This window comes from Klebsiella sp. DY2415, from assembly GCF_026314315.1.
In the GTDB taxonomy this organism is placed as follows: Bacteria; Pseudomonadota; Gammaproteobacteria; order Enterobacterales; family Enterobacteriaceae; genus Klebsiella; species Klebsiella ornithinolytica.
Window position 1 is genome coordinate 1143989 of sequence record NZ_CP111115.1, and the last position, 12417, is coordinate 1156405.

Here is a 12417-nt window from a genome sequence, read left to right on the forward strand (position 1 = left end):
TTTAATTGATTGATTTTTAATGTTTTTAATGTTTTTCGCTAAACTAATTGATGTCAAAATGACAATGGTTAAAATAGTCGTTATGACAATTAATGGTGTCAAAATGACAATGAGGCTGCAATGAGCTTTTCCCTGCAGGTACTGGCGAAAATCGCCATTGATTTACAAAGCGATATTGGTCACGCCGACCGATTCTCGCGTCTGATCGCCACCCTACGGCAGGTGCTGGGATGCGATGCCTCGGCGCTGCTGCGCTACGACGCCCATCAGTTTGTGCCGCTAGCGATCGACGGACTGGCGCAGGATGTGCTGGGGCGACGCTTTGCGCTGGCCGGGCACCCGCGGCTGGAGGCGATTGCTCGCGCGGGGGACGTCGTGCGCTTCCCGGCGGACAGCGATCTGCCCGACCCTTATGACGGGCTGATTCCCGGCCAGGAGAGTCTCAAGGTTCACGCCTGCGTTGGGCTGCCGCTGTTTGCCGGACAAACCCTGATAGGCGCATTGACCCTGGACGGTATGGACGCCGACCGTTTCAATAGCTTTAGCGATGAGGAGCTACGGCTGATTGCCGCCCTGGTGGCAGGAGCGCTGAATAACGCGCTGCTCATTGCCCGTCTCGAAAATCAGAACGTGCTGCCGGAGGCGAGCGCGAGCTATACGCCCCCCGACCGTCAGGAGATTATCGGCCTGTCGGCGCCGATACAGCAGCTGAAAAAAGAGATTGATATCGTCGCCGCGTCGGATTTGAACGTGTTGATTAGCGGCGAAACCGGCACCGGCAAAGAACTGGTGGCGAAAGCGGTTCATCAAGGGTCGCCGCGGGCGGCCAATCCGCTGATCTATCTGAACTGTGCGGCGCTGCCGGAGAGCGTGGCGGAAAGCGAGCTGTTCGGGCATGTGAAAGGGGCGTTTACCGGGGCTATCAGCAACCGCAGCGGCAAGTTTGAAATGGCCGATAACGGGACCCTGTTTCTTGATGAGATTGGGGAGCTGTCGCTGGCGCTACAGGCCAAACTGCTGCGCGTATTGCAGTATGGCGATATCCAACGCGTGGGCGACGATCGCAGCCTGCGGGTTGATGTACGGGTACTGGCGGCCACCAACCGCGATCTGCGCCAGGAGGTGATTGCCGGCCGTTTTCGCGCCGATCTCTATCACCGCCTGAGCGTGTTTCCGCTCTCGGTGCCGGCGCTGCGCGATCGCGACGATGACGTGGTGCTGCTGGCGGGATATTTCTGCGAACAGTGCCGCCTGCGGATGGGGCTGGCGCAGGTGGTGCTGAGCGATGCCACGCGGGCAAGTCTGCGCAGCTGGCCGTGGCCTGGCAACGTGCGCGAGCTGGAACATGCGATTCATCGCGGGGTGGTGCTGGCGCGGGCGACGCAGGCTGGCGACGAGGTGCGGCTCGATCCGGCGCATTTTCAGTTTGCCGTCGACGCGCCCGGGCTGCCGGCCACGACACCGGCGCTGCCGATGCCGGCGATCAATCTGCGCGCGGCGACCGAGGCATTCCAGCGCGAGGCGATTTCCCGCGCGTTAGCGGATAACCATCGCAACTGGGCCGCTGCCGCCCGCGCGCTGGAGCTTGATGTCGCCAACCTGCACCGGCTGGCGAAGCGTCTGGGGCTTAAAGAATCCCGGCCTGATAGAAGTTCTGCAGGTTAATTGCCCCAACCAGAAGGCCGTTTTCGTCGACCACCGGGGCGGCGCTGATTTTGTGCTTCATCAGCCGTTCTTTGGCTTCGACCGCGCGGCTTTCCGCCTGCAGGGTGACGCCGTTGCGGGTCATCGCCTGGGCAACGGCATCGTTGAGCGTCCCGCCGCCGACCAGCCAGCGGCGCAGGTCGCCATCGGTGAAGACGCCCTGCACGCGGTTTTGCGCATCGCAGACCGCGACCAGACCCAGCCCGGTACGACTTAACTCCAGCATCGCGTCCATCACGCGGGTACCAAGGTCGACGCGTGGGACATCGTCATCGCGGCGCATCAGATGGTGAACCTTGTTCAGCAGCCGCGCGCCGAGGGCGCCGGCGGGGTGTGAGCGGGCGAAATCTTCTTCATTGAAACCGCGGGCCTGCATCACCGCCATTGCCAGCGCGTCGCCGAGCATCAGGGTGTTGACGGTGCTGGAGGTGGGGGCCAGATGCATCGGGCAGGCTTCGCGTTCGACGGCGATATCCAGTACCGCTTTTGCCGCCAGCGCTAGCGGGGATTGCGATTTTCCGGTCATCGCCAGCAGCGGGATCCCTTTCTCTTCCAGGCGCGGGACGATAAGATCCAGCTCTTTGGCGCTGCCGGAGTAGGAGATAAATAACATCACGTCACGACCATCAAGCATCCCGAGATCGCCGTGCAGCGCCTCCGCCGGATGGACGAAAAAGGCCGGGGTGCCGGTACTGGCGAAAGTGGCCGCCAGCTTTTTGCCGATATGGCCTGATTTACCGATACCGGAGACTACCAGTTTCCCTTCGCAGTGGATGATGGTTTCCGCCGCGCGGATGAAGTCGTCGCCCAGGCGTTCAGGCAGGCGGCTGGCCTCCTGTAGCTCCAGCATCAGGGTCTGGCGTCCGGCTTCTAACAGAAAGTTACTCATGTTCTTCTCCAGTAATAATCACTTCGATGCCTTTCTCTTCCAGCGCCCGCTGGAATGTCGGGTCAATACCGGCATCGGTAATCAGCTTATCCACGCGCTCGAGGCCGCAGACGATGTTCGGGCTCTTACGGCCAAATTTTGATGAGTCGGCCATCAGGATCACTTCTCTGGCGGCATTGCACATCGCTTTACTGACGGTATAAACCTCGTTGAAGGTCGTAACGCCGGCGTTCAGGTCGATGCCGTCGGTCCCCATAAACAGTTTGTCGAAGCTGAACTGCTCGAAGGCGTTTTCCGCCAGCTGTCCGTGGAAGGAGGCCGATTTCTTACGGAAGGTGCCGCCGGGCATCAGGATCGTTTGTTCATTATCCAGCTCGGAGAGGGCGTTGACGATATGCAGGCTGTTGGTCATGACCGTGATGTTATTGAAGCGGCTGAGCAGCGGCACCATTTGCAGCACCGTGCTGCCGGCATCGAGGATGATCGAATCGCCATCGTGGATGTAGTGCACCGCGGTTTCGGCGATCAGCGCTTTTTTATGGGTGTTAATGAGCGTCTTATGATCGATAGGCGGGTCGGGCTCATCTTTGTTGAGGACCACGCCACCGTAGGTGCGAATAACGGTGCCGGCATTTTCGAGGATCACCAGATCCTTGCGGATGGTGGTGCCGGTGGTGTCGAAGTGTTGCGCCAGCTCTTCAACCGAGCATTTACCCTGCGCTTGCAGGTGCTCAACAATGGCTGCCTGGCGCTGACGTGGTTTCATAGCGGTAATATCCTATCCTGCGTTAAGTTTCGAAGTGATAATTTCGCAAGATATTTACTTTTACAACGAAATTATACATGTTTCGGTTTAAGCGCTAATGATAGAGCATTCTGACAGAGCGGATCCTGGGGAAAGATCATATCTGGCCGCAATTCCTCACGATATTGCCCTTTTATCGCGGGGATTTTTTGCGGGAGGGCGAAGACGGTCACTCCTCGCATCAGCAGCGTATCGCTGACGCGATCGTGGTCGTCAAAGGCGATGGCGACGATCGCGCGCGGTTTGAAGCGGCCCGATGAACGCCCGACGCCGACGCGGCCCTGCTGACAGAGTTTATCGAACTCGCGGTTAAAGCGGCGGATCTGCCAGCCGCCGAAGGCGAGCTGGGCGATCCAGGCGATGGCGGCGACGGTGATTAATGCGCTAACCATAAAATCTCCTTAAGGCGTGGCGTCGGGAAGAACCCGGATCGCGACGCGACCCGGGAACCGGCGGTTAAAACATCACCTGCCCGCCGGTGACGTTGATGGATTGCCCGGTGCAGTAAGAGGCCTGCGGGCTGGCGTAAAACATCAGTACGTTCAGGACATCCTGATAGTCGCAGCCGCGTTTCAGCGGCACCTTGTCGATGTAATACTGCTCGACTTCGTCCTCGGCAATGCCCAGCTTGCTGGCATATTGCGGCAGCAGTGACTGGAACATCGGCGATTTCAACAGGTTGCCCAGCATCAATGCGTGAACGGTAATGCCGTATTCCGCCAGATCCAACGCCAGCGACTGGGTCAGCCCGACGCCGCCAAACTTCGCTGCGCTATAGCCGGAATTGTGCTTGCTGCCGACTTTGCCGGATTTGGAATTGATCTGAATAATACGCCCCTTGATCCCATCGCGAATCATCAGCCGTGAAAATTCGCGAGCGCAGAGGAAGTAGCCCACCAGATTCACCTGCAGCGAGCGGTCAAAATCACCGAGCGCGAAATCGCTGATAAAGGCCGCTTTGGCGATCCCGGCGCTATACACCAACAGATCCACCCGCGCGAATATTTCGTCCACGCCGCGGGCGAGGGCCATCACGCTGGCCTCGCTGGTGGCATCGGCGCCAAAACCGTACGCCGTTCCTTCTCCATATTCGTCGTTGATAGCCTGCGCGACGCGCGTGGCTTTATCGCTTTGGATATCCACAACGGCAACCCGATACCCCTGTGCGGCAAGGCCCCGGCTCAGAAACTCGCCTAAGGTTTGTCCACCGCCGATGACAACAGCAACCTGATTCATAGTCTTCTCCTGACAACTCATGCAACAAATTTCAATATACAGCCGGGGGCGATCGCGTCCGGCACGGGGCCAGACACGTGGACCGTCCCCGGAAACTCCGCTTCGCTATGGCCATCAAAGCGCAGCGTGATATGGCCCAGCTCGCGCAGATTTTGCTCGGCAACATCGCCGACGGCGGTCACCGGAAAGCGTTGTTCGCCAAGCTGGAGCTCCGCGCCCGGCGCCAGCGCGCCGGAAAATTCGCCGTGGTTATGAATAAAGCAATACTCTTCAATGTCCGCCGGCGCGCCTTCGCGAAAGGTAATCAACATCTGTTCTTCGAGCGCCATCGTCGCGCTGGCGCCGATGCGCGTAATCGTGGTCTGGTAAATCACGGTCATCTTCAGGAACCTCTTATTGGTAAATAAATCCGGACACAAACCAGGCGATCAGCACCGTCGGCGCACCGGTCAGAAAACGTCCTACCAGCACCGAAGGAACGCCGACGCGCACCGTGTCCTGACGGGCTTCGGCAAGCGACAGCCCAACCGGAATAAAATCGCAGGCGGCCTGGGCGTTAATGGCGAACAGCGCCGGGAGCGCAAGGTGCGGGGGAATATTGCCGAGGCCAATCTGCACGCCGATCAGCACGCCAATGACCTGAGCGATAACCGCGCCAGGGCCGAGGAACGGCGACAGCAGCGGGAAGGAGCAGATCAGGGCCAGCGTGACCAGGCCAAGAGGATGGCTGGCGAGCGGGGCCAGACCGTGGGCAATCCAGTCGCCGATGCCGGAGGCCATGATGATGCCGATCAGTGCCGAGACGAAAGCCATAAACGGCAGGATCGTTTTCAGCACCGTGTCGATGGTGTCGCGTCCGGACTGGAACAGCACCGCCACCACGGAGCCCATTCCCATACCGACCTTCGCCAGCAGGCCATCGCTCTGCTCGGTTATTTTTTTGCTGGTATCGTAATCCCGCGGGGCCGACTGGCCCGGCTTGGTTTCGGGCGCCGCTGCGCCATCGTGGGTCAACAGGCGAACGTTCTCCTCTTTCACCCCGGAGACGTAAATATCTTCGACGATATATTGCGCCAGCGGGCCGGATTTGCCGGTGGCGTGGATATTGACGGTCGGGATACGACGTTTTGGGTAGAGGCCGCAGCGCAAGGTGCCGCCGCAGTCGATAATGGCAACGCCGATCTCCTCTTCCGGCGGCTCGCCTTCTTTGAACCCGTCGACGGCCTGCCAGCCGGTCAGACTGGCGATCTTGTCGACGATTGCCGGGCGGGTACCGGCGGTAATGTAGACGATCTTTTTACCGGCAACGGCGTCCAGCTCAAGGGGGCCGCCCCAGCCGCTGGCGCCTTTTTCAATACGAATACGGGTCATGAGGTTGCTCCGGAAAGATGGACTTTTTGCTCAAGCTGGATGCCCATTTTTTTCTCAAAAATCGAGGTGGTCAGATCGGTGACCCAACCGCGGAAGAAGTTGGTGACCAGTCCTACCAGCAGATAGCTCACCGCCAGCGGACCTAACGGCAGGCCAAGCGTGGTCAGGCCGCTGGCAATCCCGAGATAGACAAACAGCTCGCCGGGGTTGATATGGGGAAACAGGCCATTCATAGAGTGGCAGCTGTAAGAGGCTGCCGCGTAGTAGCTGGGCTTGTACTTCTCAGGCATAAAGCGCCCGAGGCTCAGGGTCATAGGGTTACAGAACACAAAGGTGCCGATGCAGGGCAGCAGCAGATAGCGTGAGATCGGATTGCCGGCGCAGCGTTGCGCCAGCTTTTCGATCCGCTGCTGACCGATAAAGTTGATCAGCGCGTTCATGATCACCAGCAGACTGATCAGAAGCGGCAGGATCCCGGTAACCATACCGGTAAATACCTCGCCCCCCTTCTGAAACAGGCCGATAAACCATTCGGCGCCGTGGGTAATGACTTCAATCATTGTTCTCTCCTTCAGAGTGTTATTTTTCTTGCTAACTGGCAGCTCATTTTAATCATTTTGAAAGGTTTAAAAGTGTTAAATTGATCGCAAAATGAAAGGTAAATATTTTATTTTGAAAGTTTGTGCGTGATGAAGGGGAATGCTAACCGAGGCAAAGGGGAGATGAACGGGTAGATAATGAACCGGAAAGGGCGGTGCTGGCGGGACTATTTTGTCCGCAAATACATTGCCGCTTCCTTGTTGACGGCCGCATGCTTTACCATAATTATCCTTTGCCAAATTTGTTAAACGGATGTCCCATGTTGAAGCGTCGCTATCTGGCTTTACTTCCCCTGTGTGTTCTCCTCGCTGCCTGTAGCAGCAAACCTAAAACCACCGCAGAACCCCAGACGGCGGGAGGCGGCGGTTTTTTGCTGGAGCCGCAGCACAATGTGATGGAGATGGGAGGCGATTTCGCTAACAACCCGGCGGCGGAGCAGTTCATCGATAAAATGGTGAGCAAGCATGGCTTCGACAGACAGCAGCTGCATGAGATCCTTTCCCAGGCGAAACGCCTGGATTACGTCCTGCGCCTGATGGACCGCCAGGCGCCGAGCGGACTGCCGCCGTCAGGACCTAACGGCGCCTGGCTGCGTTACAAAAAACAGTTTATTACTCCGGATAACGTGCAGAACGGCGTCGTATTCTGGAACCAGTATCAGGATGCGCTGAACCGCGCCTGGCAGGTGTACGGCGTGCCGCCGGAAATTATTGTCGGCATTATTGGCGTAGAAACCCGCTGGGGTCGCGTGATGGGCAAAACCCGCATTCTCGACGCCCTGGCGACGCTGTCGTTTAGCTACCCGCGTCGCGCCGACTATTTCTCCGGTGAGCTGGAAACCTTCCTGCTGATGGCGCGCAGCGAGCAAGATGACCCGTTAAACCTGAAAGGATCTTTCGCCGGAGCAATGGGTTACGGTCAGTTTATGCCGTCTTCTTATAAACAGTATGCGGTGGACTTTAACGGCGACGGGCACATTAATCTGTGGGATCCGGTGGACGCGATTGGCAGTGTGGCGAACTATTTCAAACAGCACGGCTGGGTGAGTGGCGATCAGGTTGCGGTACAGGCGCTGGGTCAGGCGCCGGGTCTGGAGAATGGCTTCAAAACCAACTACAGCATTTCGCAGCTTACGGCGGCAGGTTTGACGCCGACGCAACCACTAGGCAACCATCAGCAGGCCAGCCTGCTGCGTCTGGACATCGGAACCGGTTACCAGTACTGGTATGGTCTGCCGAACTTCTACACCATTACCCGCTATAACCACAGTACCCACTACGCGATGGCCGTCTGGCAGCTGGGTCTGGCCGTTTCTCAGGCCCGCGGACAGTAACCCTTCCCTGATACTCCCCTCGTCGTGAGGGGAGTTCTGTTACATTTTGCAGCATTTCCCGCCGTTGACGCTGATTTACATTTTTCCGTCAATCCAATATTGTTACGTTATAACATATTAATTGGATAAGGCTGTGACTTCTCTTTTTATGACATCCGCAGCGGTACGCGTAGGAATAGCCTGTGTGCTGCTGGCGCTCCTGTGGCTGGCGACCTGGTGGGCGGTAACCCTGCCATGATTGAACTGGATCATCTGGTAGCCGGTTACGAAGAACTGGCTATTACGCCGGCCCTGAGCGGCGTTATTGCGGCAGGCAGCATGACGGCCATTGTCGGCCTGAACGGCTGCGGTAAATCAACGCTGTTGAAAACGCTGGCCGGCTTTATTCCTCCGGTCAGCGGCAGGCTGCGCTGGACGGTTTCGCGTCCGGTAATTGGCTGGCTGGCGCAGCGCCATGCCCTCGAATCGCAGTTTCCGCTGACGGTACAGGACGTGGTGAGTCAGGGGGCCTGGCCGCATGTCTCTTTACTGGGGGGGATCCGCAGCGAGTTCCGGCGGCGTATCGGCGCCGCGCTGGAGCGCGTGGGGCTGACATCAATGGCGAAAACGCCGATTGAGGCGCTCTCCGGCGGGCAGTTCCAGCGCATGCTGTTCGCCAGAGTTATCGTGCAGCAGGCGCCGCTGGTTATGCTGGATGAACCCTTTACCGGGATTGATGAAGCAACCAGCCGCGAGCTGATGGGGCTGATCCTTGAGATGCATCAACAGGGGCAGACGGTACTGGCGGTGCTGCATGATAACCAGCGCGTCGCTGAATATTTCCCGGAAACGCTGCTGCTGGAACCGCAGCGCGCTCGCTGGGGTAACACCGACGATGTGCTGCCCGCCTTCGGCTCTGCGAGGCTGGCATGATCTGGCATACCTTTTTTCAGCCCTTCATTGAATTCGGCTTTATGCGCCGCGCGCTGCTGGTGTGCCTCGCGCTCTCTCTGAGCACGACCATGCTTGGCGTCTTCTTACTGCTGCGACGAATGAGTCTGATGGGCGACGCGCTGTCGCACGCAATTTTACCCGGCGTGGCGGTGGGCTACCTGGTGAGCGGCATGTCGCTGCTGGCAATGACTATCGGCGGGTTTATCGCCGGAATTGCCGTGGCGCTGGTGGCGGGCTGGGTCAGCCGACGCACGCCGTTGAAAGAGGATGCCAGTTTTGCCGGGTTTTACCTCGGGTCACTGGCACTGGGAGTGACGCTGGTGTCGCTTCGCGGCTCCAGCGTTGATCTGCTGCATCTACTGTTTGGCTCGATTCTGGCGGTGGATAACGACGCTGCGCTGTTTGTCAGCGGGGTGGCCAGCCTGACGCTGCTCTGCATCGCGCTGCTTTATCGTGGACTGGTCAGCGAAGCCTTTGATAGCGCCTGGCTGCAGGTTAACCACCCGCGGCTCCCGGCGCTGCTGCACGGTCTGTTCCTGGCGCTGCTGGTGCTCAATCTGGTCGCCGGGTTCCAGGTGCTGGGGACGCTGATGGCGGTTGGCGTGATGATGCTGCCGGCGGTAGCGGCGTGCTGCTGGGCGCGAACCTTGCCCGGAACCTTGCTGCTGGCGGCGCTGATAGGCGGCTTTTGTGCCTGGATGGGGTTAAGCCTGTCGTGGACCGCGAATTTACCGGCCGGGCCGTCCATCGTACTGACCGCCAGCGGGATCTTTTTTATTTCGGTGTTTTTTGGCACGCGCAGCCGACTGGTCGTCAGCTGGCGTAAATTAATGGGGTAAGGAAATATGATGAAACGTACCGCAGTCATTCTGGCGCTGGCGTTAGGCCTCGCAACGCAGGGGGCGATGGCAAAAACGCTCAACGTGGTGAGTAGTTTTTCAGTGCTGGGCGATATGGTGCAGCAGGTGGGGGGCGAACATGTGCATGTTGATACGCTGGTGGGACCGGACGGCGATCCGCATACCTTTGAACCTTCGCCGCAGGATAGCGCTTTGCTGAGCAAAGCCGATGTGGTGGTGGTTAATGGTCTGGGACTGGAAGGCTGGGTCGACAGATTAATCAAAGCTTCGGGTTTTAAAGGTGAGCTGGTGGTGGCCTCTACCGGGGTAAAAACGCACACGCTCAATGAGGAGGGGAAAACGGTTACTGACCCTCATGCGTGGAACAGCGCCGCTAACGGCGCGATTTATGCGCAAAATATTCTCAACGGCCTGATCAAAGCCGATCCGCAGGATAAGGCTGCGCTGGAGGCATCCGGGCAGCGCTACATCGGCCAACTGACGGAGATCGACGGTTGGGCAAAAAAACAGTTTACGGCAATTCCGCTGGCAAAACGCAAAGTGCTCACCAGCCATGATGCGTTTGGCTACTTTGGCCGCGCCTATGGCGTGACCTTCCTGGCACCACAGGGGCTGTCGTCAGAAAGCGAAGCCAGCGCGGCGCAGGTGGCGGCACTGATTCAACAAATTAAGGCCGACGGCGTCCACACCTGGTTTATGGAAAACCAGCTCGATCCGCGTCTGGTGAAACAAATTGCGGCCGCGACTGGCGCACAGCCGGGCGGGGAGCTCTATCCGGAAGCGCTCTCGAAACCGGGCGGCGTGGCGGATAGCTACGTGAAAATGTTACGCCATAACGTCGAGCTGATCGCCGCCAGCATGAAGTAACGCGCGCGTTAACGGTCCCGACGCCGTCGGGGCCGCTCATTTTCGGAAGCCCCCTCGTAAATTGATGACCTCATCCCCATATCTGTGCTGAAAGTGCTATCTTTGATGGCCTCTTTATCTGGCTTAAACGGGGCGCTAATGACAGATTCTGAATTAAAGCAACTGAGTGAGCAGGTCGGGCTGGCATTAAAAGCTCGCGGTGCGACGGTGACCACGGCAGAGTCCTGTACCGGCGGTTGGGTCGCGAAAGTGCTCACCGACATCGCCGGCAGTTCAGCATGGTTTGAACGCGGGTTCGTGACCTACAGCAATGAAGCCAAATCGCAGATGATCGGCGTCAGCGAGGTTACGCTCCTCGGCCATGGCGCGGTGAGCGAGCCGGTGGTGGTTGAGATGGCCGTTGGCGCGCTGCGCGCTGCGCGCGCCACCTATGCTATTTCGGTGAGCGGCATCGCCGGACCGGATGGCGGCAGCGAGGAAAAACCTGTCGGAACGGTGTGGTTTGGCGTGGCCTGTGCGAACGGGCAGGGCGTGACCCGGCGTGAATGTTTTGCCGGAGACCGGGAGGCGGTGCGTCGTCAGGCAACGGCTTATGCGCTAAATCTCCTCTGGCAACAATTTCTACAAAATACTTGATACTGTATGACTATACAGTATAATTGCCTCAACAGAACAGAATTCACCACCCGGTTTCACCCGGCATGACAGGAGTAAAAATGGCTATCGACGAAAACAAACAGAAAGCGTTGGCGGCAGCACTAGGCCAGATTGAAAAACAGTTCGGCAAAGGCTCCATCATGCGCCTGGGTGAAGACCGTTCCATGGACGTGGAAACTATCTCCACCGGTTCGCTTTCCCTGGATATCGCCCTGGGCGCCGGCGGTTTGCCGATGGGCCGTATCGTCGAAATCTACGGGCCTGAATCGTCCGGTAAAACGACACTGACCCTGCAGGTTATCGCCGCCGCGCAGCGTGAAGGTAAAACCTGTGCATTTATCGATGCAGAGCACGCGCTGGATCCTGTTTATGCGCGTAAGCTGGGCGTCGACATCGACAACCTGCTGTGCTCTCAGCCGGACACCGGCGAGCAGGCGCTGGAAATCTGTGACGCGCTGGCGCGCTCGGGTGCCGTAGACGTTATCGTTGTCGACTCCGTGGCGGCGCTGACGCCGAAAGCGGAAATCGAAGGCGAAATCGGCGACTCTCACATGGGCCTCGCGGCGCGTATGATGAGCCAGGCGATGCGTAAGCTGGCCGGTAACCTGAAGCAGTCCAATACGCTGCTGATCTTCATTAACCAGATTCGTATGAAAATTGGCGTGATGTTCGGTAACCCGGAAACCACCACCGGCGGTAACGCGCTGAAATTCTACGCCTCTGTGCGTCTCGATATCCGTCGTATCGGTGCGGTAAAAGATGGCGATAACGTCATCGGCAGCGAAACCCGCGTCAAAGTCGTGAAAAACAAAATCGCCGCGCCGTTCAAACAGGCTGAGTTCCAGATTCTTTACGGCGAAGGTATTAACTTCTACGGCGAACTGGTTGACCTGGGCGTGAAAGAGAAGCTGATCGAGAAAGCGGGCGCATGGTACAGCTACAACGGCGATAAGATTGGCCAGGGTAAAGCAAATGCTATCTCCTGGCTGAAAGATAACCCGGCTGCGGCAAAAGAGATTGAGAAAAAAGTGCGTGAGCTGCTGCTGAATAACCAGGATTCCACACCGGACTTCGTGGTTGACGGTAACGGTGCGGGTGCAGAAGAAACCCACGAAGATTTCTGATAATCTCATCGAAAGATAACGAAGGGCTGCGAATGCGG

14 protein-coding genes are annotated in these 12417 nt (G+C 58.1%); 7 read left to right on the plus strand and 7 right to left on the minus strand.

Annotated features, from left to right (window positions below):
- The first annotated feature begins 120 nt into the window (after window positions 1-120).
- Window positions 121-1665, plus strand: coding sequence for a nitric oxide reductase transcriptional regulator NorR (norR, locus tag OQV00_RS05425; protein ID WP_266279965.1), 1545 nt, complete (start codon window positions 121-123; stop codon window positions 1663-1665).
- Here norR and gutQ read toward each other — a convergent pair.
- From gutQ to srlA, 7 genes are all read right to left on the minus strand, one after another.
- Window positions 1628-2593 carry an arabinose-5-phosphate isomerase GutQ gene (gene gutQ, locus OQV00_RS05430; RefSeq protein ID WP_266279967.1) on the minus strand — a complete coding sequence of 322 codons (966 nt, stop codon included), beginning with the start codon at window positions 2591-2593 and terminating at the stop codon, window positions 1628-1630. The genes norR and gutQ overlap by 38 nt on opposite strands.
- Entirely contained in the window at window positions 2586-3359 is a 774-nt protein-coding gene (srlR, locus tag OQV00_RS05435) for a glucitol operon DNA-binding transcriptional repressor SrlR (RefSeq protein ID WP_004866853.1), read from the minus strand. The genes gutQ and srlR overlap by 8 nt, the downstream gene beginning before the upstream one ends.
- A gap of 71 nt (window positions 3360-3430) precedes the next feature.
- Window positions 3431-3790, minus strand: coding sequence for a transcriptional regulator GutM (gutM, locus tag OQV00_RS05440; protein WP_069476488.1), 360 nt, complete (start codon window positions 3788-3790; stop codon window positions 3431-3433).
- A gap of 64 nt (window positions 3791-3854) precedes the next feature.
- On the minus strand, window positions 3855-4634 hold the full coding sequence (srlD, locus tag OQV00_RS05445) for a sorbitol-6-phosphate dehydrogenase (RefSeq protein WP_004866849.1): 780 nt from the start codon (window positions 4632-4634) through the stop codon (window positions 3855-3857).
- Window positions 4635-4651: 17 nt separating this feature from the next.
- A complete protein-coding gene (gene srlB / locus OQV00_RS05450) occupies window positions 4652-5014 on the minus strand; it encodes a PTS glucitol/sorbitol transporter subunit IIA (protein ID WP_015585885.1) in 363 nt (120 codons plus the stop codon).
- A 13-nt stretch (window positions 5015-5027) separates the two neighbouring features.
- A complete protein-coding gene (gene srlE, locus OQV00_RS05455; protein ID WP_004866845.1) occupies window positions 5028-6005 on the minus strand; it encodes a PTS glucitol/sorbitol transporter subunit IIB in 978 nt (325 codons plus the stop codon).
- On the minus strand, window positions 6002-6565 hold the full coding sequence (srlA, locus tag OQV00_RS05460; protein WP_004866844.1) for a PTS glucitol/sorbitol transporter subunit IIC: 564 nt from the start codon (window positions 6563-6565) through the stop codon (window positions 6002-6004). The genes srlE and srlA overlap by 4 nt, the downstream gene beginning before the upstream one ends.
- A gap of 299 nt (window positions 6566-6864) precedes the next feature.
- Here srlA and mltB point away from each other — a divergent pair, with 299 nt between their 5' ends.
- The 6 genes from mltB (at window position 6865) to recA (ending at window position 12379) form a co-directional block, all read left to right on the plus strand.
- Window positions 6865-7938 carry a lytic murein transglycosylase B gene (gene mltB, locus OQV00_RS05465; protein ID WP_004866842.1) on the plus strand — a complete coding sequence of 358 codons (1074 nt, stop codon included), beginning with the start codon at window positions 6865-6867 and terminating at the stop codon, window positions 7936-7938.
- A gap of 201 nt (window positions 7939-8139) precedes the next feature.
- Entirely contained in the window at window positions 8140-8850 is a 711-nt protein-coding gene (locus OQV00_RS05470) for a metal ABC transporter ATP-binding protein (protein WP_162098167.1), read from the plus strand.
- Window positions 8847-9710, plus strand: coding sequence for a metal ABC transporter permease (locus tag OQV00_RS05475; protein ID WP_004866839.1), 864 nt, complete (start codon window positions 8847-8849; stop codon window positions 9708-9710). The genes OQV00_RS05470 and OQV00_RS05475 overlap by 4 nt, the downstream gene beginning before the upstream one ends.
- 9 nt (window positions 9711-9719) lie before the next feature.
- Window positions 9720-10598 (plus strand): metal ABC transporter substrate-binding protein, encoded by an 879-nt coding sequence (locus OQV00_RS05480; protein WP_004866838.1) that lies wholly within the window; start codon window positions 9720-9722, stop codon window positions 10596-10598.
- 138 nt (window positions 10599-10736) lie between these two features.
- Window positions 10737-11234, plus strand: a complete 498-nt coding sequence (pncC, locus tag OQV00_RS05485; RefSeq protein WP_004866836.1) for a nicotinamide-nucleotide amidase — start codon at window positions 10737-10739, stop codon at window positions 11232-11234.
- Window positions 11235-11314: 80 nt separating this feature from the next.
- Entirely contained in the window at window positions 11315-12379 is a 1065-nt protein-coding gene (gene recA, locus OQV00_RS05490) for a recombinase RecA (protein ID WP_004866835.1), read from the plus strand.
- Window positions 12380-12417 lie beyond the last annotated feature (38 nt).

What these genes read in the sequence shown, in the direction of transcription:
- norR (WP_266279965.1), top strand. Translation starts at nt 121, where the DNA reads ATGAGCTTTTCCCTGCAGGTACTGGCGAAAATCGCCATTGATTTACAA.
- gutQ (WP_266279967.1), bottom strand. Translation starts at nt 2,593, where the DNA reads ATGAGTAACTTTCTGTTAGAAGCCGGACGCCAGACCCTGATGCTGGAG.
- srlR (WP_004866853.1), bottom strand. Translation starts at nt 3,359, where the DNA reads ATGAAACCACGTCAGCGCCAGGCAGCCATTGTTGAGCACCTGCAAGCG.
- gutM (WP_069476488.1), bottom strand. Translation starts at nt 3,790, where the DNA reads ATGGTTAGCGCATTAATCACCGTCGCCGCCATCGCCTGGATCGCCCAG.
- srlD (WP_004866849.1), bottom strand. Translation starts at nt 4,634, where the DNA reads ATGAATCAGGTTGCTGTTGTCATCGGCGGTGGACAAACCTTAGGCGAG.
- srlB (WP_015585885.1), bottom strand. Translation starts at nt 5,014, where the DNA reads ATGACCGTGATTTACCAGACCACGATTACGCGCATCGGCGCCAGCGCG.
- srlE (WP_004866845.1), bottom strand. Translation starts at nt 6,005, where the DNA reads ATGACCCGTATTCGTATTGAAAAAGGCGCCAGCGGCTGGGGCGGCCCC.
- srlA (WP_004866844.1), bottom strand. Translation starts at nt 6,565, where the DNA reads ATGATTGAAGTCATTACCCACGGCGCCGAATGGTTTATCGGCCTGTTT.
- mltB (WP_004866842.1), top strand. Translation starts at nt 6,865, where the DNA reads ATGTTGAAGCGTCGCTATCTGGCTTTACTTCCCCTGTGTGTTCTCCTC.
- OQV00_RS05475 (WP_004866839.1), top strand. Translation starts at nt 8,847, where the DNA reads ATGATCTGGCATACCTTTTTTCAGCCCTTCATTGAATTCGGCTTTATG.
- OQV00_RS05480 (WP_004866838.1), top strand. Translation starts at nt 9,720, where the DNA reads ATGAAACGTACCGCAGTCATTCTGGCGCTGGCGTTAGGCCTCGCAACG.
- pncC (WP_004866836.1), top strand. Translation starts at nt 10,737, where the DNA reads ATGACAGATTCTGAATTAAAGCAACTGAGTGAGCAGGTCGGGCTGGCA.
- recA (WP_004866835.1), top strand. Translation starts at nt 11,315, where the DNA reads ATGGCTATCGACGAAAACAAACAGAAAGCGTTGGCGGCAGCACTAGGC.